The following is an 18,147-nucleotide window of genomic DNA, read 5'->3' as shown; positions in this document are numbered from 1 at the left end:
AACCAACGAAACGAAGTGAAGATTTGCCGTCGGCCCGCCGACCGCGCTGGCGTATCCCCGCGAGGTCTGCACCCTGTCGGGGAAGAACATTCGTGATCTGCTCATTTCGTGGGCACCACCTTGCGTTGAAGGAGTCCGTCCGGTCGCAGCAGCAAAACCGCGATCAGCAGGGTGTACGTGAGGGCGCGCGTGAGGCCCTGAACGTCACTGGGCAGATATGCGGCCATGAACGAGTCCACGAGTCCGAGCAGCAGCCCGCCCAGCACGGCGCCGCCGATGTTGCGCAGCCCCCCGAGGACGAGCGCAACGAATGCAACCATCGTGATCTCGAGGCCAGACCGGGGGGTGACGCTGCCAGCCTTTGCGTACCAGAGGAAGGATGCGATGCAGGCCAGTACGCCCGCGATCACGAGAGCCGTGGTGACGACACGTCGGGTGCGCACGCCGACCAGGGCGGCGGTCGACATACTCTGTGCCGTCGCGCGCATCTTCAGGCCCAGATCTGTCGCGCGCAGGAGGATGAGAACCCCGCCAAGTGCAACCAGCGCGACGCTCAGGCTCGTCAGGCTCGCGGCGCTGATTCTCAGATCGCCGAGGACTATCACTCCGCCGAACCAATCCGGGGCAGGGTAAAGCCGCGGTGCGTCACCGAAGAACAGGACCGCGGCCGCCTGCAGCACGAGTCCGAAAGCGAGCGACTTCAGCATGAGGACCTCGCTTCCGGCCGGACTGCCAACGAGGAACGTCAGCCGCCCTCCAACCACCGCGATCACCACGACGATGGCCGTCGCGATCAGGAGCGCCGGCAGGAGGGGTATGGCTGCCGTGAGGCTTACCGTGATCGATGCGGCCCACATGACGAGCCAGCCATGCGCGAAGTTCGGGAAGGACATGACCGCGCTCACGACGGCAACACCGACCGCGAGGACGGCATACACCCCGCCCTGGGAGAGACCGTCGAACACGGCCTGTAAGAACTGAATCACTCTGCCATCGCCTCCTCGCCAAGGAGCGCGGCGGTGAGAACCCGTTCGTCCTGGAGCATCTCCGCTCCCCCAGACATGACGATCTCACCGCCGCGCATGACAACGACGTGGTCGGCCAAGTCCACGAGCCGCAGAGGTGACTCCTCGATGACCAGGAGCGACACACCGTTCTCTGTGAGCGCACCGAGGATCTCGTACACCGAATCCACGATTGCTGGCGCAAGACCCATCGACGGCTCGTCCACAATCAACACCTGCGGCGCGGCCGCGAGAGCGCGCCCGATCGCGACGATCTGCTGTTGGCCGCCCGAAAGCGAACCCGCCCGGCTGTTACGAAACGCCGCGAGCGCAGGGATCAGCTCGAATACGTCCTCCACGGCAGCCTTGCGAGCCGAAGCGGGACGCGTGAGCGCGCCCATGCGGACGTTCTCGGCGGCCGAAAGGCTCGGGAACACCTCGCGTCCCTGCGGGCAGAGCACGATTCCGAGCCGACAGCGTTCCTGGACGGGCATCTTCGTGATGTCCGCCCCCTGGAAGGTAACTTTTCCCGAAGACGGGATGACTCTCCCCGCCACAGCGGATGCGAGTGTCGTTTTTCCCGCGCCGTTCACGCCCGTCAGCGCGGTGACCTGTCCGGCGCCGAGAGTCAGGCTCACGCCGTGGAGAACGGTGTCTCCCGATCCGTAGCCGGCAATCAGATCCGTTGCTTCAAGCACTGGCATGTCGCTCTCCCAGATAGCACTCCAGCACTTGCGCGTCCTTGAACGCTGCGGCCGGGGTTCCGTCGAAAATCAATTGGCCCTGGCGAAGAACGAGCACCCGCGAGCAGACCCGCGCGATGAGGGCCATGTCGTGGTCGACCACCAGAGTTCCGACCCCGCGCGACGTAAGATCCGCGATAATCCCGGGCAGTCGCTGCCGTTCGGACAGGTCAAGACCGGCCCCGGGCTCATCCAGCAGGACGTACCGAGGCTCGCCGTTGAGGACCCTGGCGAGTTCGACCCGACGTCGGTGACCCCAAGAGAGGTCACCGACGCGGGCGTCCACGTCGTGCTCGAGGCCGAAAGTGCGGGCGATGTCCTGGACGATCGCTTCCGAGCCTCGGCGCCAGCCACCGGCCAGCCGGGCAGACATGGCGATGTTCTCGCGAACGGTCAGATCCTCGAACAACCGGAGGTTCTGAAAGTTCCGGGCCAGCCCCGCTTGCGCCCGCGCCCGCATCGAGAACCTCGTGACGTCCTTGCCCTCAAAGGCGATCGATCCTTCTGTGGCGTGTAGCAAGCCGGACAGGCAGTTCACGAAGGTGCTCTTGCCGGACCCGTTGGGACCGATCAGGCCGGTGCAGACGCCCTGCGCGAGATCGATCGAGACGCCCGACAGGGCCTTGAGCCGCCCGAACGACATCCCCACTCCCCGCGCCGAGACGACCGCGTGGGCGTCAGCGGACAACGTCGATCACTCCCCGTCAGTGAGGTTGTACGAGCCAACCTGCTCGAAAGCACCCTCCGGCGTGAATCCCACGACGACGTTGCTGCCGAGGATGTGGCCGTCCTTCCACTCGTAGACCGTGCGCATCGGCAGTTCGACGTCTTTCTGAGCGAACAGGGCCTTCTCGATGGCCGCTCCGTCCGTGGAGTTCGCGGTCTTGATCGCGTCGAACAGTGCCCACATCGACCAGTACGACTCGACGGCCTGGTGGTTCTCCGGGTAGGTGCCCGTCTTCTCCTTGTACTTCTCGACGTACGCCTGAGCAGCTTCGCTGACGTCCTCGCCTTCGGTGTAGGCGCCGGCGGTGTAGAAGACATTGTCCGTGTGACCGTCCAGCGCGTCGACGATGTTGCGCGTCGCCCACGTCGCGTTACCCACCACGGGGGTCTCGACTCCAGCCTTTCGAAGCTGGGCGATCATCGTTGGTGCGTCGGGGTACTGGGTGGCGAGCAGGATCATCGGGTTGTCGGCTTCGCCGACCGAGCGCTTGATATCGCTGATGACCGCCGAGAAGTCGGTCTGACCCGACTTGAGGACCGAGCTGCCCAGGTCGTCCATATCGTCCCCCGCATCTTCGCGGAAGAGACGCTCGACGATGGTGAAGTACGGATAGGCGTCGTTGGTGACGTAGTAGACCGAGTCGTACCCCTGCTCCTTCGCGAATGCCGCCGCGGTCTTGCCGTTGAGGCTCGCCATGCTCCCGCCGGTGGCGAAGAGCGCTCCGACGCCCGGCGCGTAGTCATCTTCGGAACTCCCCGCCATGCTGAAGATTCCCTCTTTCTGGGCGACCAACGCAGCCGGCGTGCCGAGGCCCCCTTGGTTGGGCGGAAGGAGCACCTCGGCGCCTGCGGCGATCAACTCGCTGGCGACCTGCCTGCCGACGGCGGGGTCGGATTTGGTGTCCTGTGTGACGAGCTCGATTTCGCAGCCGTTGATTCCGCCCTCGGCGTTGATCTGTTCGACGGCGAGCTCTTCGGCGTTCGAGCCAGCCGTGTCGTAGAACGCGAACCCCCCGCTGAGCGCCTTGGCAGAGCCGAGCGTGATCGTGCCGTCTGCGCACAGTTCGCCCGAGGCGTCGGGCGCGGCGTTGTTGCCGCCGGAACCTCCGCTGCAGCCGGCGAGGTGTCGAACTCCAGCTGCAGGGTGAGCTCACCCTCGAGCATGTAGGCATACTCGGACCCCGGGTGGCGCATCAGTTTGCCTTCGAGCGAGCTGGAGGCGCCCGGCTGATAGGTCACGAGCAGGGCGTCCACGTCATCCTGGCGGCCCATCGCGAGCCGCTCCCAACGCACCCCGTTCTCCATTTCCCGCCCGGCGAACGACGATGCTCCTGGACGGTTCGCTCGACGCCGCCATCATCCGCGGCGAGATCAGGAGCGACGCCCTGTGGACGTCTCATGTGTGGGACGAGAGGATCGTGGCCGCCCTCCCCGACCACCACCCGTTGGCCGAACGTGCCTTCGCCACCCTCCCCGAGCTAGCCGCGACCCCCGTCGCGATCGTCGAGAGGTCCGCCAACCCGGCCTTGCACGACCTGCTGAACGCAGCGTTGGCCGGCTCGGGTCGTGTCCTCACCCCCGGCATCCCCTTCTCGGGAATCGAATCGACGTTCGCCGAACTCGCCACGAGCCGAACGCCGATGTGGACCCCCGTTTTCGAGGGATACGAGGCGGAGCACTCCTACGAAGGTATGGTGACGCTTCCCGTCGAGCCCGCGCTCTACCTGCCGTCATTCCTCGCGGTGGGACCCCACATCACACGCCCGCTGCGGCAGTTGTACGTGGATGCGTGCCGCAGCGCGGGTACTCAGGGCTGAGCCGGGCTCACGCGACCCAGATGGTCTTCAGATTGCAGAACTCCCGAATACCTTCGACCGAGAGTTCACGCCCGAAGCCCGAGCGCTTGATGCCACCGAAAGGCAGCTCCGGGTAGGAGATCGTCATGCCGTTGACGAACACCGCGCCGCTTTCTAGACCGCGCTCCGCGCGGGCGATCTCGTCGGCATCTGTGCTCCAGAACGCCGACCCGAGCCCGAACGGGCTGTCGTTGGCGACCGACAGTGCCTCGTCAAGGGATGCCACCTTGTACATCGAGGCCACGGGGCCGAAGGCTTCTTCCTCGTACAGGCGCATGTCTGTGGTGATGTCCGCGATGACCGTCGGGGTGTAATACCAGCCCCCGGCGACATCATTCCGGCGCCCGCCCGTGACGACCGATGCCCCCTTGACTCGAGCGTCCTCCACGAGCTCCTCGAGCTCACGCAGCCCCGACTCCGTCGCGAGGGGTCCGATCTCGGTCAGATCATCGGCAGGGTCACCGATGACGAGCGCCGCCATGCGCTCGGCGAAGAGCGCCGAGAACTGGTCATATACGTCTTCGTGGATGATGAAGCGCTTGGCGTTGATACACGCTTGGCCGTTGTTGCTCGTCCGGGCCCTGACCGCGGTCTCGACCGCGGCATCGAGCCGTGCGGATGGCATGACGATGAACGGGTCGGAACCGCCGAGTTCGAGCACGGCCTTCTTCAGCACGCTTCCCGCCGCCGCACCCACGGAGCGACCCGCAGCCTCGGAGCCAGTCAGCGTGACGGCAGCGATGCGCGGATCGCGGATGACCGCCTCGACTCGTCGAGCCGCGATGAGGAGCGTCGAGAACGCGCCCTGCGGGAAGTCGGCGCGCGCGAAGAGCTCGCCTATGTAGACGGCGACCTGGGGAACGTTGGACGCGTGCTTGAGCAAGCCTGCGTTTCCCGCCATCAGGGCGGGGGCCGCGAAGCGCACGACCTGCCAGACCGGATAGTTCCAGGGCATGACGGCGAGCACAACACCCATCGGCTCGAAGCTCGTGCGCGCGGACGACGCAGAAACCGCGGCCGGGTCGTCGAGCTCCCGGCCCGTCAAGAACTTCTCCGCGTTGTCCGCGTAGAAGCGCATCGCATAGGCGGACTTCGCGACCTCGGCACGAGCCTGCGCAATCGGCTTGCCCATCTCGGCGGTGATGACGGCCGCGACCTCGTCCGCCTCCGACTCGAGGAGGTCCGCGGCGGCACGCATCCGCTCTGCGCGACCCGCGAAACCGAGCTCGGCGAGCAGGGGAACCGCGGCGGATGCTGCCGCGATGCGACTCTCGACAAACTCGTCCGAGTCCTCTTCGAACGCGGCGAGTTCGGCGCCCGACGACGGATTGATACTGCGAATGACAGCCATGGTCTCCTGGTTTCTGGGACGGACGGATCAGATGAGGATCGTGAGCGGATTCTCGATCCGACGTTGGAACGCGGCGAGCCACGTGGCAGCGACGGCACCGTCCAGAACCCGGTGGTCGGCCGACAGTGTCACGGTCATGACCTGGCCCACGCCGAGCTGGCCCGCGTCGTCCACGACGGGCACCGCCCGGGCGGCGCCCACCGCGAGGATTCCGGACTGGGGCGGATTGAGGATCGCCGAGAACTCGCTCGTTCCGAACATTCCGAGGTTCGACACCGAGAAGCTGCCCCCCTCGAGTTCGTTCTGCTTCAGGCGGCCCTCTCGTGCGCGACCGGCCATCTCGGCGACGGTTGCGCTGACCTGGCTGAGGGACTGGGTCTCGACGCCCCGAAGGACGGGGGTCGTCAGCCCACCCTCGGTTGCGACGGCGACCGAGATGTCGACCGACGAGAAGTGACGGATGCTGTCACCGTTCCAGATCGCGTTGGCCTCGGGAACCTCGACCAGGGCCGCGGCGACGGCCTTCAGCACGAAGTCGTTCACCGAGATCTTGCGCGGCGCGCTCTCATTAGCCGTCCGGCGCAGCTCGAGCAGCGCATCGACGCGACAGTCGGCCACGAGGTAGAAGTGTGGCACCGTCGACTTGCTCTCGGTCAGGCGCCGGGCGATCGCCTTGCGCATGCGATCGAGGGGAACGTCGACGAAGGACGCGCCCGCGGTGGATGCGGATGCGGCGGGAGTCGGTGTGGTGGCCGGAGCCGCCGTCGGCTGCGCTGCGGGCGCTGCGGCGGGTGCTGCGGCGGGTGCCGTCACGGGTGCTGCAGCGAGGTGGCGTTCGAGATCGCGGCGAACGATACGTCCGTGCGGCCCACTCCCCCTCACATCCGTAATCTCGACGCCTGCATCGGCGGCAAGGCGGCGCACGAGGGGGCTGGCAAACAGGCGACGGCCCGAGTCAGGTGCTGTCGCGTCACTCGGGTCCACGGGCGTCGGTGTCGGCGCCTCGGCTGCCTGAGCAGCCGTCGCGTCGTTCTCTTCCACCGGGGCGGCCGTCTGTGCGGCGGGCTCAGGCTCGGGTTCGGGTTCGGCGGAAGCGGCAGCTCCGGCAGTGACGCCCGCCGCGGCGAGCGCGAGCGCGATGGCAGTCTCGCCCTCGCCGTCGGCCAGCAGCACGATGATCGGCTCGCCCACCAACACGCTGTCGCCCTCGGCGACGAGGACACGACCGACCGTGCCGGCCTGTTCGGCAGAGAACTCCACGATCGCCTTGTCGGTTTCGATCTCGGCCAGCGGCTGGCCCACCGTGACGGAACTTCCCGCCGAGACGAGCCAGGTCTGGATCGCGGCCTCGGTCGCGCCGGCCAACACCTCCGGCATCCGGATGACGTCAGCCATGATCAGCCTCCCAATCCTGCGCGCACGGCCTCGAGACCGGCGACGACCTCGGGCGTGCGGGCGATCGCGGCCCGCTCGAGAACCTTCGAAATGCTCGGGGAAGCCTCTTGCCCGGTGACGCGGGCGATCGGCTGATCAAGCCAGTCGAAGAACCGACGCTGGATCTCGTCCGAGAGCCACGCGCCGTACGACGTGCCCTGCGCGCCCTGCTCGACGATGAGCACCGCGTTCGTCTTCTTGATGCTGTTGCCGATCGTGTCCCAGTCGATCGAGGCACGGTCGAGCCAGCGCAGGTCGATGAGCTCGGCATCCACGCCGGTCTGCTCGATCGCCTCGGCGGCGTCGTGGACCATCGACAGGTAGCTGATGACCGTGACGTCGCGGCCCTCGCGCACGATGGCCGCGCTTCCCGGGGGAATGATGTAGTCGAGGTCGCCGACGGGCACCTGGTCTGCCCGTCCGTACAGATCGACGTGCTCGATCACGAGCACCGGGTCTTCGAGGGCGAGGGCGGCGTTCATCAGACCGACGTAGTCCGTCGCGTTCGATGCGGCGACGATGCGCCAGCCGGGGCTGGTGGCGAAGATGCCCGCCGGATCCATCAGGTGCTGCGACCCGTAGCCGGAGCCGATCGCGACCTTGGTGCGCAGGACGAGCGGGACGGGGTTGTCTCCGCCGAACATGTGGCGCGCCTTGCCGATCTGGTTGAACACCTGGTCGGCCGCCACCCACATGAAGTCGGGGTACATGAACTCGACGACCGGTCGGAAGCGACCGTCGAGCGCGAGGCCCGCGGCGAGGCCGGTGAACGCGTTCTCGCTGATGGGCGTGCCCAGGACGCGCTCGTCGCCGTAGCGCTTCGCCAGGCCCTTGGTCGCGCCGTTGGTGCCGCCGTTCAGGCGGTGGACGTCTTCGCCCATCACCACGATCCGCGGGTCGACATCCATGCGGCGATCCATCACCTGGGCCACCGCGTCGACGAACTTCAGCGCGCGGGTCTCTCCAACCGCGCCGAGGGTCGTCAGGCTGGCAAGCTCCTGGCCGTCGCCCCGGACGCCCACGTTGACGAAGCTCGTCTCGGGCCACAGCTCGGGCTTGATGCGGCGTTTGCCGGCGTTGTCCGGGTCGGGCTGCAGCAGCTCACCGACGGCGTCGGACATCGCGGACTGGACGCGGGTGCGCAGGTCCGCCACCTGTGCATCGTCGATCAGCCCGCGCTCACGCATCCGTTTCGCCACCAGCTCGAGAGGATCGCGCGCACGCCATGTCGCCTCTTCGTCCTTGGTGCGGTAGCCGAACGCGCTGCCCGGGTAGGGACCGTTCTGATGGAAGAACCGATACACCTCGGCCTCGATGACCGTCGGGCCACCGCCCGAGCGCATTACGGCGGCCGCCTCTTGCGTCGCCAGGTAGACGGCGAGGGGGTCCATGCCGTCGACGCGCCACGAGGGGATACCGAATCCCTGCCCACGCACCGAGAAGCGCGTGTCGGCCGTAATCTCGTCAGCGCGCGTCGACACGGCGTAGAGGTTGTTCTCGATAAAGAACGACACGGGGAGCTTCCAGGCCGCGGCGAGATTCATCGACTCGAGCACGGACCCGATCTGCGCGGCGCCGTCGCCGAGATAGTTGATGGTGAGGTCTGACGTGCCGCTGTGCTTCTGGGCCCAGGCGTTGCCGGTTGCCATGGGCGCTCCGCCGCCGACGATGGCGTTCGTTCCGAGCGCACCTGCCTCGAACCACTGCAGGTGCATGGATCCGCCGCGACCGCGGCAGTATCCCTGCGCGAGGCCGAGGATCTCGGCGAGCGTGCGTTGCAGCACCTCTTGGATCACGTCGTTGACCGGCTCGGCGGGATCGATCACACCGCCCGAGACGTGGGTCAGCGCCTTGGCCAGGAACTGGTGATGACCTCGGTGCGAGCCGTTCACGCCATCCGCGGAGCGCAGCCCGACGATGGACCCGACCGCGCCGCCCTCTTGGCCGATGCTGGAGTGCGCCGGGCCATGCACCAAGCCTTCGCCCGCCAGCTCGAGCACGGTCTCTTCGAACGCGCGGATCAGATGCATCTGCGCGAGCATCGTGCCGAGCAGGGCCGGGCCAGCGGCATCCCAGTCGGCCTGGGTCGTCGTGAGCTCGTACCAGTCCACACCGGTTTGTAGGCGCTTCTTCTTCGGCATCCTCGCCTCAACTCCCTCGAACGACCCGGGACATCCCCGACCTGTGCAGGTTAGAGGAGGATTTGATCCAATGCAAGCACAAGAAGCAGCCATATCCTCAAAATCGCGGACAGTTCCTTGCTATCGGATACAATTCGACGATGGGCGGGGATGTGAAGATGATGACACGGAGGTCCTGATGAGCGTTGGCAACGGCATACCCGGCCTGCGGGGAACGGATCACATCGGCTTCACCGTGCCCGACCTCGATGAGGCGCACGCGTTCCTCGTCGATGTGCTCGGCTGCGATGAGATCTATCGGCTCGGCGCCAAACGGTCGAGCGACGACGACTGGATGCTCACGCATCTCGGCGTCCACCCCCGCACCGTCATCAGCGAGATCCGCTTCTACCGCCTCGGTCACGGGGCGAACTTCGAGGTCTTCCTCTACGAACCGGCCGACGGGCAGAATCCGCAACCGCGCAACAGTGATATCGGCGGGTTCCACATCGCCCTCTACGTCGACGACCTCGACGTGGCGGTCGAGTATCTTCGCAGTAAGGGGGTCGACGTCATGGGGAATCCCACCGCGAGCAAGCAGTCCGCCGAAGGGCAGCGCTGGATCTATTTCCGCAGCCCCTGGGGCCTCCAGTTCGAACTCGTGAGCTTCCCCGCGGGTAAAGGCATACGAAAAAAACTCGTCCGCACGCCTGCTCTGGCATCCGGCATACCCGCAACTATGAGGACCGAGAAAGATGCCCGCCGCATGAGCCACGGCGCAACCGGCGCAGCCATCGCCGACAGTCTGCGCGAGAGGATCCTCGCTGGCGCCTACGTGCCCGGCGAGAGACTGCGACCCGACGAAATCGCCGAAGAACACGGCGCAAGTCGCCTGCCGGTGCGCGAGGCTCTCCGCACGCTCGAAGCCGAGGGGTTGATCGACCTCGTCGCGAACACGGGAGCATGGATCTCGCGCATCACGATGGCGGAGTGCGAAGAGATGTATCAGATGCGAGAACGCCTCGAGCCGCTTCTTCTGCGCATGAACGTCCCCCACATCACGTCCGCGCTGGGCGACGACCTCGAGGCCCTCGCGCGCTCCATGGAGCAATCCACCGATGTCGAGAGGTTCCTTCAGCTCGACCGCGACTTCCACCTGTCAAGCCTGAAAGCGATCGAGACACCCGTCCTCGGCCCGACGGTCATGAACCTCTGGAATCGAACGCAGCACTACCGGCGGGCCGCGACGCGCCTGTTCTACCTCGAGGAGGACCGCAGCGTCCACCACGACCATCACCTCATCGTCAACGCGATCCGCAACGGTGACGCCGACGAAGCCGAACAGGTCCTCGCTCGACACATCCGCCGCAGCCGGCTCGAACTCTCGCGGCACCCCGAAGTATTCGGCTGAGCATGGCGACGGGCGGGCGTCGGCGACGTCGGTCCGTCACACGTTCGAACTTCGCAACCGCGGGTGCATCGTGCCCGGCTCACACGGCGACCGCCGAGGCGCGGCTCAGCTGCATCAACTGCTCCAGCGCCTCCGGCGGGAAGGCGCCGCCGGTGAAGGCGAGGAACTGCCGCATCGGCATGGACTCCACCATCTTCAGCTCGTCCGGGTTCTTCTCGGAGTGCTTGCGCTGTTCGTCGGTCATCCCCGCGCTCAGCCCCTGCATCAGAACGGGACCGACGACGGGATGCGCGAACCACTCGCCCACCGCCGACTCGAGGGTCAGCGGACGGACGCGGATGTCTCCGGCCAACGTGATCGTCTGTTCTGCAACGATGCGCGAGACGTCCTCGCCGATCTGGATCGCGTAGTCGCCCGCGGGCACGACCCATCCGGCCGACTCGATGTCCCAGTACGCGAACGCTCGCCGATCGAGAGCGAACTCGACCGTGCGGGACTCGCCCGGCTCGAGCCGGACCTTCGTGAACGCGCGGAGTTCGCGGGCCGCCCGGCGCACCGGACCGGCCGTGGTCGATACATAGAGCTGAACGACGTGCTTGCCCGCCACAGCGCCCGTGTTCGTGACCGTGACCGTCACGGCGGCGGTGTCCGACCCTGTGGTCTCGACCCGCAGGTCGCCGGTCTCGAACGTGGTGTAGCTGAGCCCGTACCCGAACGGGTAACGCACCGGCTGGGCCGCGGTCTCGTAGTGGCGGTACCCGACCATCACGCCCTCGCCGTAGCGCACGTGACCCTGCTCGCCCGGGAAGTTGTTCCAGCTCGGGTTGTCCTGCAGACGCAGCGGGATGGTTTCCGCGAGGTGCCCCGACGGATTCACGACGCCGAAGAGCACGTCGGCGATAGCCGACCCGCCCGCCTGACCGAGTAACCAACCCTCCACGATCGCGTCGACCTCGTCGTGCCACCCCTCGAGCGATACGACGCCCCCGTTGGAGAGCACGACGACCGTGCGCTCGGCGACGGCCGCGACCTCGCGAATCACGGCGATCTGCGCACCCGGCAACGAGAGCGTCGTCCGGTCGAAACCCTCGGACTCTTCGCGGTCGCTGAGCCCGGCGAACACGATCGCGACGCCCGCGCCCGAGGCGACCGAGACCGCTTCCCGGCGGTGCTGCTCGGCGCCCTCCGCGTCGGCCAGGACGAAGCCCGGAGCGTATTCCACACCGATCCCCCGGGCACCGGCGTGCTCGCGGATGCTGTCGAGAGCGGCGTCCGTTCGCGTCGCGTTGATGTGGGAGCTTCCGCCTCCCTGGAATCGCGGTTCGACCGCAAAAGCACCGACAACAGCGATGCGGGAGGGCGCCCCGAGCGGGAGTGTGGCCTGCTCGTTCTTCAGCAGGACGATGGAGTCCGCGGCGAGCGTCCGGGCGAGGGCGTGGTGCCCCTCGACATCCAGCTCGCCGCTCGCCGTGTGCGGCAGGCGCGCGAGCTGGACGACGCGGCGAACGGCCTCGTCCAACACGCTCTCATCCAGCCGTCCGCTCCGCACCGCGTCGACGATCTGCTGATCGGTCGATCCGCCACTGCCGGGCATCTCCAGGTCCATACCGGCCGCGACTGCCGCCACGCGATCGCTCACGGCGCCCCAGTCCGAGACGACCGCGCCCGCGAAGCCCCACTCGGTACGCAGGACGTCTGTGAGCAGCCACGGATTCTGCGACGCATAAACGCCGTTGATCTTGTTGTACGAGGCCATCACGGTGGCCGGTTGAGCCTCGGTGACGACACGCTCGAAAGCGGGCAGGTATATCTCCCGCAGCGTCCGCTCGTCGACGTCGGAGCTGATCCGCATCCGCTCGTGCTCCTGATTGTTGGCGGCGAAGTGCTTCACGGATGCCCCGGGACCGACCTCTTGCATGGCCGCCACGTGAGCCGCGCCCAGCACGCCCGAGAGCAGCGGGTCTTCGGAGTAGTACTCGAAGTTCCGGCCGCACAGGGGGGACCGCTTGATGTTGACGCCGGGGCCCAGGACGACGGAAACGCCGAAAGCCAGCGCCTCTCGGCCGACGGCAGCGCCCACCTGGCGCGCGATCTCGGGATCCCAGCTCGAGCCGACGGCGACGGCCGGCGGAAAACAGGTCGACGGCTCGGCGGCGTTGATGCCCAGGTGGTCGGACCCGCCGGTCTGACGACGGATGCCGTGGGGTCCGTCCGTCAGCACGATGGACGGGATGCCCGCCTCGGGGATCTCCTTCGTGCTCCAGAAGTCGCGCCCGGAGAGAAGCGCTGCCTTCTGCTCGAGGGTCAGGGAGGTGAGGTCGGGATTCATGAGGCCGCTCCGGTCTGCGTGAGGGATCGTTCGAGTTCCGCCCGGAGGGCGTCGGAGGCACCGGGGATGTACTCGAGCAGCGTCGCGATCGTCATCGCGGCCGCCTCCGGCGCCTTGGCGTCCAGGGGAACCCCCGGAAAGTGGGTGCCGAAGACGTCGGTGAATCGCCGCCATGCCGCGGGGTCATCGGAAACCTCGCGCAGGGTCGAGTCGAGGCTGAGGGCGACCGGGGCGGGCCCATCCGGCAGCGCGTACGTCCACGAGTGCTCCCCCGCATCCGTCACCTCCGCCGTGAGTCCCTCGGGGTGCAGCGGCAGGACGACCTCAGCCGACGTGCCGCGCGGGATCTCGACCGTGACCCGCGCCGAGCCGGAGTCCACCGCCCACTCGACGCGCACCGGGCCGTGCACCGTGTCGTGGCGCAGCGACGCCGAGGTCAGGTCGCCGCCGGGCCGAGGGGCGATCCGCATGCGGCGGTACCCGGGTTCGAGCAGGGTCAGCCCCCCGATGGTGCGATGCATCCAGTCCACGACCGCGCCGAGCGCGTAGTGGTTCAGGGAGGTCATGCCCGACGGGTTGATGGTGCCGTCGGGACGCACCGAGTCCCACCGCTCCCAGATCGTGGTCGCGCCCATCGTGACCGGGTACAGGAACGACGGGCATCCCGTCTCGAGCAGCATCAGGTACGCCGCGTCGAGGTGCCCCGTCGACGAGAGGGCGTCGGTGACGAGCGGGGTTCCCGCGAAGCCCGTCGAGATCCGGTAGGCGGCCTGCGCGACGATCTCGGCCAGCCGGTCACCGGCGTGCTTTTTCTGAGCATCGTCGAGGATGTCGAAGACGATCGCGAGCGCGTAGGCGGTTGCCGTCTCGTTGACGACGCGGCCGCGGGCGGTGACGTACTCGTCGAGGAATGCCCGCCGAACACGTTCGGAGAGCCGCTCGAACTCGTCGGCATCGTCGGATCGATCCAGGATGCGTGCGGTCTCGGTCATCTCGCGGGTCGTCCGGCAGAGGTAGGCGGCGGCGACGAGGTGCCGGTCGGTCTTCCCGCCGGCCGGATTGTTCTCGGGCGCGTCCGGGTCGAGCCAGTCCCCGAACTGGAAGCCCCCGCTCCAGAGGCCGTTCGCATCGAGCGACGCGGCGACCTGACGGATGAACGTGGTCATCGACGCGTACGCATGGGCGAGGATCTGCTCGTCGCCGTACTCGCGGTACAGGGCCCACGGCAGGCTGACCGCGACATCGCTCCAGAGCGCGGTCGGCGAGGACGGCGTCGAGAGGACGTCGGGCACGACCCAGGGCACGAATCCCTTCTCGCGCTGTTCCGCGGCGAGGTCCTGCAGCCACGACCCGAGCACCCCACGCACGTCGTACAGGAAGGCGGCAGACGGGGTGAAGGCGTTGATGTCCCCCGTCCAGCCGAGGCGCTCGTCCCGCTGCGGACAGTCCGTGGGAACGCCCACGAAGTTTCCGCGCATCGACCAGACCGCGTTGGAGTGCAGCTTGTTCAGCAACGGATTCGAGGTCTCGAGCCATCCGGTGCGCGTCATATCGGAGTGGATGACGACGGCCTGGAAATCGTCGGGCGTGGGGACGCCCGGCCATCCCTCGACCTCCACGTAGCGGAATCCGTGGAACGTGAAGCGCGGCTCCCACGTCTCGCGCCCCTCACCGGCGAGCGTGTAGCGGTCGGTCGCCCGCGCGGTCCGGATCGTCTCGTAGTCGGGCTCACCGCCCGTCATCACCTCGGCGTGGCGGAGCGTGATCTCGGTACCGGCCGGGCCCTCGACCGAGATGCGCACCCAACCCGAGACGTTCTGCCCGAAGTCGACGACGGTGCGGCCGGCGGGCGTGCTCAGAATCTCGACGGGAACGAGCGCGTCGATGCGGCGGATCGGCGGAGCGGATGCCTCGAACAGCGTGTCTGCCGACCAGTCGAACGACTCCACGTCGCCCCAGGCGGAGTCGTCGAAGCCGAAGGTGTCCCACCCGGTCGGCTCGACCCGGGCGTCGTAGGTTTCGCCGTCGTAGATGCTGTTGACCCCGACGCCCCCGGTGCCCGCCCGAAAGGCGGTGTCGGTCGCGATCACGTCGACCGAACCGTCGGCGTACTCGAGCTCGAGGTGCAGCCATGCTGCCGGGCGGTCCGCGAAGTGATTGCGCACACCGTCCCAGCCGAGTCGGCCCAGCGCCCAGCCTTCGCCGAGCACCGCGCCGAGGGCATTGCCGCCGACGACGATGCCCCCGGTCACATCGTGCGTGCTGACCGCGAGCCGGTGACGGTACGACGTCCACCCGGGCGCGAGGACCTCGGCACCGACCACCTCGCCGTTCAGGTGCGGTTCGATGAGGCCGAGCGCCGTCACCCGCAGAGTCGCGCGAACGGGCTGCTCGGCGACCGCGAACTCGCGGCGCAGGTACGCGGCGGGTTCGCCGCTCGCCCCCGTCGAGGTGACGGGGGTGATGAACGCGGCGGACGGGGCGATGGGCACGATGAAACTCCTCGGAGAGCGGATGTTCGGGGTGCTGATCGTCGACCGATGGACCGGCCGGCCCTCAGCGGACGGAGCGCACCTTCAACACGACCAGGCCGCCGAGGACCGTGAAAATCCCCGCGACGATGTACAGCAGGGTGTAGTTCTTGTCACCGACCGCCGACGCGCCGACCGCAAGGAACACCGGGGCGATGAACGGGGCGACGGCCTGCGGGATCGACACGGCGAAGCCGATGATGCCCATGAAGCGTCCCGCGTTCGTATCCTTTTCCGGCAGGACGTCGAGGATCAGCGCCTGGTCGACGGCGGCGAACATTCCGATACCGACCGACGTGATGAGCGATCCCGCGTACAGCATGGTGATGTCGGCGGCGAAAGCCATCACGATCGCGCCCGCCGCGAACAGGACGGCACCGGCAAGCACGAACAGGCGACGACGGCGGAGCTTGTCGGAAAGGAATCCGCCACCGATCGCGCCGACCGTGGTTGCGAGGATGCCGAAGAGGCCGAGCGACGCGATGATCGGAGCGACCTCGACGACGTCCACGCCGAGCCTCGACGCGAAGAAGAATGCGGTGAACGTGGTGTTGAGGGTCAGACCGAAGTAGAAGAGGAAGCGCCCGAGCCAGACCCAGGAGAAGTCGGGGTATGTCCGCGGGTTGTAGAGGTACTTGCTGAAGAGCGTGCCGAGCGAGAGCGTGTCGGCGAAGCGCGCACCGCGCGTGTCCGCTTCACGCGTGAACAGAACGAACAGGATGACGGCGATGACGCCGATCAGGCCGGGCAGAAGGAACAGCAGGAGCGCGTTACCCGCGAAGCTGCCCGCGATCACGACACCGACAACGGGAGCCACCTGGGTCGCGAAGCCGGCCAGACCGGCCACCTTGCCGCGCTGGGTCTCGGAGAGCTTGTCGGCCATCGAGGTCTGCAGATTCTGGAAGACCTGACCCCAACCGATCTGGGCCAGGATCCATCCCGCGCCCAGCACCCAGACATTCGGGGCGAGGGCCATGACGACGAGCGAGAGAACGCCGAGCGTCATCCCCGCGACCATGAAGGGCCGACGGCGTCCCCAGCGAGTGCGCGTGCGGTCGCTCAGGACCCCGAACAGCGGAGCGGTCAGCATGACGGCCAGCGCGCCCGAGCCGGCGATGTAGCCCAGATACTCTTCGCGGCCGGGCGCGAGCTCGGACAGTCGGATCGACAACGAGATCGCCAGCGGGGTGATGAAGGCGACGAAAACACCGAACTGGCCGAGAACCTGGAACCAGATATACGACGCGCTGGCCTTCTGACCCGTCGGCGGGACGCTCGGGTCGATCACGACCTCGTCGAGCGCACCGGGAACGGCGGGGAGGGATTGCGGTGCCGCGAGCGGGAAGGCCGCAGCGTCGTCCGAGTGCATCGTCATAGAAGACTCCATTGTCACAATTGCGAGAGGATTACTAGCGCGAGCTAGCTTGCAGCAGAGTAGCGGAGACTACTAGCACGCGCAAGTTATTTTGCGAGGCACCGTCGGCCGACAAGAGACCAGCCCCTGAAGCAATACCATGAACCCGGAGGATCCGTGTCGGACAGGACAGCAGAGCGACGGGTGACCGCGGCGGACATCGCCCGTGAGGTGGGTGTTTCTCGCGCCACCGTCGGCTTCGTCCTGAACTCGACTCCGGGCCAGACCATCTCAGAGGCGACCCAAGAGAAGGTCCTGGCCGCAGCGCGACGACTCGGCTACCGCCCGCACCTGGCCGCCCAGGCCCTCGCGAGCGGGCGCAACAGGATCATCCTCCTCGTGCTCCCCGACTGGCCGATCGACTACAGCATGCGCCGCCATGTCGACGAAGCATCCGCGGCCCTCGACCAAGCGGGTTACTCGCTCGTGACGATGACACCTCATCCGGGCGGAAACGCACGACCGCTCTGGGAGACCCTGCAGCCCGACGTCGTGATGGGAATGCTCCCGTTCGGCGAGGAGCTGTTCGACGAGATCCGCGCGTCGGGCGTGGGCGCCGTCATCCCGCAGCCGACCGAGTCCACCGAGGACGACGAGCAGCCCTTCAGCTTCAGCCAGGGCCCCCGCCTACAGGTCGAACACCTCGTCGAGCGACAGCGCCGACGGCTGGCCTACGCGGCGTCAGCGGATCCGCGCCTCGCCGAACTGGCGGCATCCCGATACGAACTCGCCGCCGCGACCGCACGACAACACGGCATCGAGGACGTCCCGCACGCCGCCGTCGACGCCGCGAACGTCCGCGAGATCGTGAGCGGCTGGCGGCAGGCTGGGGTTACCGGCATCGTCGCGTACAACGACGACGTCGCGGCCCTCGTCGTCGGCGCCGCCCTCCGCGAGGGAATCGCCGTGCCCCGCGACATCGCCGTGATCGGGCACGACGACGCTCCCATCTCCAGCGTGTTCGTCCCGTCTCTCTCGACCGTCCACGTCGACGACGAGGGGCTCGGCCGTTACTTCGCCGACCTTGCTCTGGCGGCCGCCGCCGGCGAGGATCCGCCTCGTCGGCAGCACAGCCCGCAGGTCACTCTGCGGGTGCGCGAGTCGACCGCCTGATCCGACTGCACATCCTGATCCGACTCGGACCGGAGGTCATGACCGGGCTACTGGTTCACCTCCGGGCCGCGAGCGATTCGCGACGCCAAGCTGCCGCGAGTTGGCCTGGGGTTTT

The 18,147-nt window shown here is 67.5% G+C and carries 13 protein-coding genes; 3 read left to right on the top strand and 10 right to left on the bottom strand.

Going from position 1 to position 18,147, the window contains the following annotated elements:
• Nucleotides 1-101: 101 nt before the first annotated feature.
• Genes CGU35_RS02715 through CGU35_RS02700 form a run of 4 tightly spaced genes read right to left on the bottom strand, consistent with a single transcriptional unit; the run spans nt 102 to nt 3,518 of the window.
• Nucleotides 102-986, bottom strand: a complete 885-nt coding sequence (locus tag CGU35_RS02715) for a branched-chain amino acid ABC transporter permease (protein ID WP_036298214.1) — start codon at nt 984-986, stop codon at nt 102-104.
• A complete protein-coding gene (locus CGU35_RS02710; RefSeq protein WP_036298212.1) occupies nt 983-1,708 on the bottom strand; it encodes an ABC transporter ATP-binding protein in 726 nt (241 codons plus the stop codon). The genes CGU35_RS02715 and CGU35_RS02710 overlap by 4 nt, the downstream gene beginning before the upstream one ends.
• Nucleotides 1,695-2,390 carry an ABC transporter ATP-binding protein gene (locus tag CGU35_RS02705; RefSeq protein WP_036298210.1) on the bottom strand — a complete coding sequence of 232 codons (696 nt, stop codon included), beginning with the start codon at nt 2,388-2,390 and terminating at the stop codon, nt 1,695-1,697. Before CGU35_RS02705 ends, CGU35_RS02710 begins: the two co-directional genes overlap by 14 nt.
• Nucleotides 2,391-2,441: 51 nt before the next feature.
• Nucleotides 2,442-3,518, bottom strand: a complete 1,077-nt coding sequence (locus CGU35_RS02700) for an ABC transporter substrate-binding protein (RefSeq protein ID WP_232711122.1) — start codon at nt 3,516-3,518, stop codon at nt 2,442-2,444.
• Between the two features lie 280 nt (nt 3,519-3,798).
• On the opposite strand from CGU35_RS02700, the gene CGU35_RS02695 reads away from it, so the two are divergent.
• Nucleotides 3,799-4,290: a LysR substrate-binding domain-containing protein gene (locus CGU35_RS02695; RefSeq protein ID WP_100810047.1), complete on the top strand. Its 492-nt coding sequence runs from the start codon at nt 3,799-3,801 to the stop codon at nt 4,288-4,290.
• Between the two features lie 7 nt (nt 4,291-4,297).
• Here CGU35_RS02695 and CGU35_RS02690 read toward each other — a convergent pair whose 3' ends face one another.
• From CGU35_RS02690 to CGU35_RS02680, 3 genes are read right to left on the bottom strand one after another with little or no spacing between them, the layout of a single operon-like run.
• Nucleotides 4,298-5,680, bottom strand: coding sequence for an aldehyde dehydrogenase family protein (locus CGU35_RS02690; protein WP_036301794.1), 1,383 nt, complete (start codon nt 5,678-5,680; stop codon nt 4,298-4,300).
• A gap of 27 nt (nt 5,681-5,707) precedes the next feature.
• Nucleotides 5,708-7,075, bottom strand: a complete 1,368-nt coding sequence (locus CGU35_RS02685; protein ID WP_100810046.1) for a dihydrolipoamide acetyltransferase family protein — start codon at nt 7,073-7,075, stop codon at nt 5,708-5,710.
• Nucleotides 7,076-7,077: 2 nt separating this feature from the next.
• Entirely contained in the window at nt 7,078-9,255 is a 2,178-nt protein-coding gene (locus CGU35_RS02680) for an alpha-ketoacid dehydrogenase subunit alpha/beta (RefSeq protein ID WP_036301784.1), read from the bottom strand.
• A gap of 178 nt (nt 9,256-9,433) precedes the next feature.
• On the opposite strand from CGU35_RS02680, the gene CGU35_RS18500 reads away from it, so the two are divergent.
• A complete protein-coding gene (locus tag CGU35_RS18500) occupies nt 9,434-10,645 on the top strand; it encodes an FCD domain-containing protein (RefSeq protein WP_232711114.1) in 1,212 nt (403 codons plus the stop codon).
• 79 nt (nt 10,646-10,724) lie between these two features.
• On the opposite strand, the gene CGU35_RS02665 is transcribed toward CGU35_RS18500, so the two are convergent.
• From CGU35_RS02665 to CGU35_RS02655, 3 genes are all read right to left on the bottom strand, one after another.
• On the bottom strand, nt 10,725-12,974 hold the full coding sequence (locus CGU35_RS02665; protein WP_036301779.1) for a glycoside hydrolase family 3 C-terminal domain-containing protein: 2,250 nt from the start codon (nt 12,972-12,974) through the stop codon (nt 10,725-10,727).
• Nucleotides 12,971-15,466 (bottom strand): alpha-L-rhamnosidase, encoded by a 2,496-nt coding sequence (locus CGU35_RS02660; protein WP_036301777.1) that lies wholly within the window; start codon nt 15,464-15,466, stop codon nt 12,971-12,973. Before CGU35_RS02660 ends, CGU35_RS02665 begins: the two co-directional genes overlap by 4 nt.
• Before the next feature lie 64 nt (nt 15,467-15,530).
• Nucleotides 15,531-16,880, bottom strand: a complete 1,350-nt coding sequence (locus CGU35_RS02655) for an MFS transporter (RefSeq protein ID WP_051514204.1) — start codon at nt 16,878-16,880, stop codon at nt 15,531-15,533.
• 156 nt (nt 16,881-17,036) lie between these two features.
• On the opposite strand from CGU35_RS02655, the gene CGU35_RS02650 reads away from it, so the two are divergent.
• On the top strand, nt 17,037-18,032 hold the full coding sequence (locus CGU35_RS02650) for a LacI family DNA-binding transcriptional regulator (RefSeq protein ID WP_051514202.1): 996 nt from the start codon (nt 17,037-17,039) through the stop codon (nt 18,030-18,032).
• Nucleotides 18,033-18,147 lie beyond the last annotated feature (115 nt).

It is taken from the genome of Microbacterium sp. BR1 (assembly GCF_002812725.1).
Taxonomy (GTDB): domain Bacteria; phylum Actinomycetota; class Actinomycetes; order Actinomycetales; family Microbacteriaceae; genus Microbacterium.
This window is presented reverse-complemented; position numbering and strand designations above follow the sequence as displayed.

What these genes read in the sequence shown, in the direction of transcription:
- CGU35_RS02695 (WP_100810047.1), top strand. Translation starts at nt 3,799, where the DNA reads ATGCTCCTGGACGGTTCGCTCGACGCCGCCATCATCCGCGGCGAGATC.
- CGU35_RS02685 (WP_100810046.1), bottom strand. Translation starts at nt 7,075, where the DNA reads ATGGCTGACGTCATCCGGATGCCGGAGGTGTTGGCCGGCGCGACCGAG.
- CGU35_RS02655 (WP_051514204.1), bottom strand. Translation starts at nt 16,880, where the DNA reads ATGACGATGCACTCGGACGACGCTGCGGCCTTCCCGCTCGCGGCACCG.
- CGU35_RS02690 (WP_036301794.1), bottom strand. Translation starts at nt 5,680, where the DNA reads ATGGCTGTCATTCGCAGTATCAATCCGTCGTCGGGCGCCGAACTCGCC.
- CGU35_RS02705 (WP_036298210.1), bottom strand. Translation starts at nt 2,390, where the DNA reads ATGTCGTTCGGGCGGCTCAAGGCCCTGTCGGGCGTCTCGATCGATCTC.
- CGU35_RS18500 (WP_232711114.1), top strand. Translation starts at nt 9,434, where the DNA reads ATGAGCGTTGGCAACGGCATACCCGGCCTGCGGGGAACGGATCACATC.
- CGU35_RS02710 (WP_036298212.1), bottom strand. Translation starts at nt 1,708, where the DNA reads ATGCCAGTGCTTGAAGCAACGGATCTGATTGCCGGCTACGGATCGGGA.
- CGU35_RS02665 (WP_036301779.1), bottom strand. Translation starts at nt 12,974, where the DNA reads ATGAATCCCGACCTCACCTCCCTGACCCTCGAGCAGAAGGCAGCGCTT.
- CGU35_RS02680 (WP_036301784.1), bottom strand. Translation starts at nt 9,255, where the DNA reads ATGCCGAAGAAGAAGCGCCTACAAACCGGTGTGGACTGGTACGAGCTC.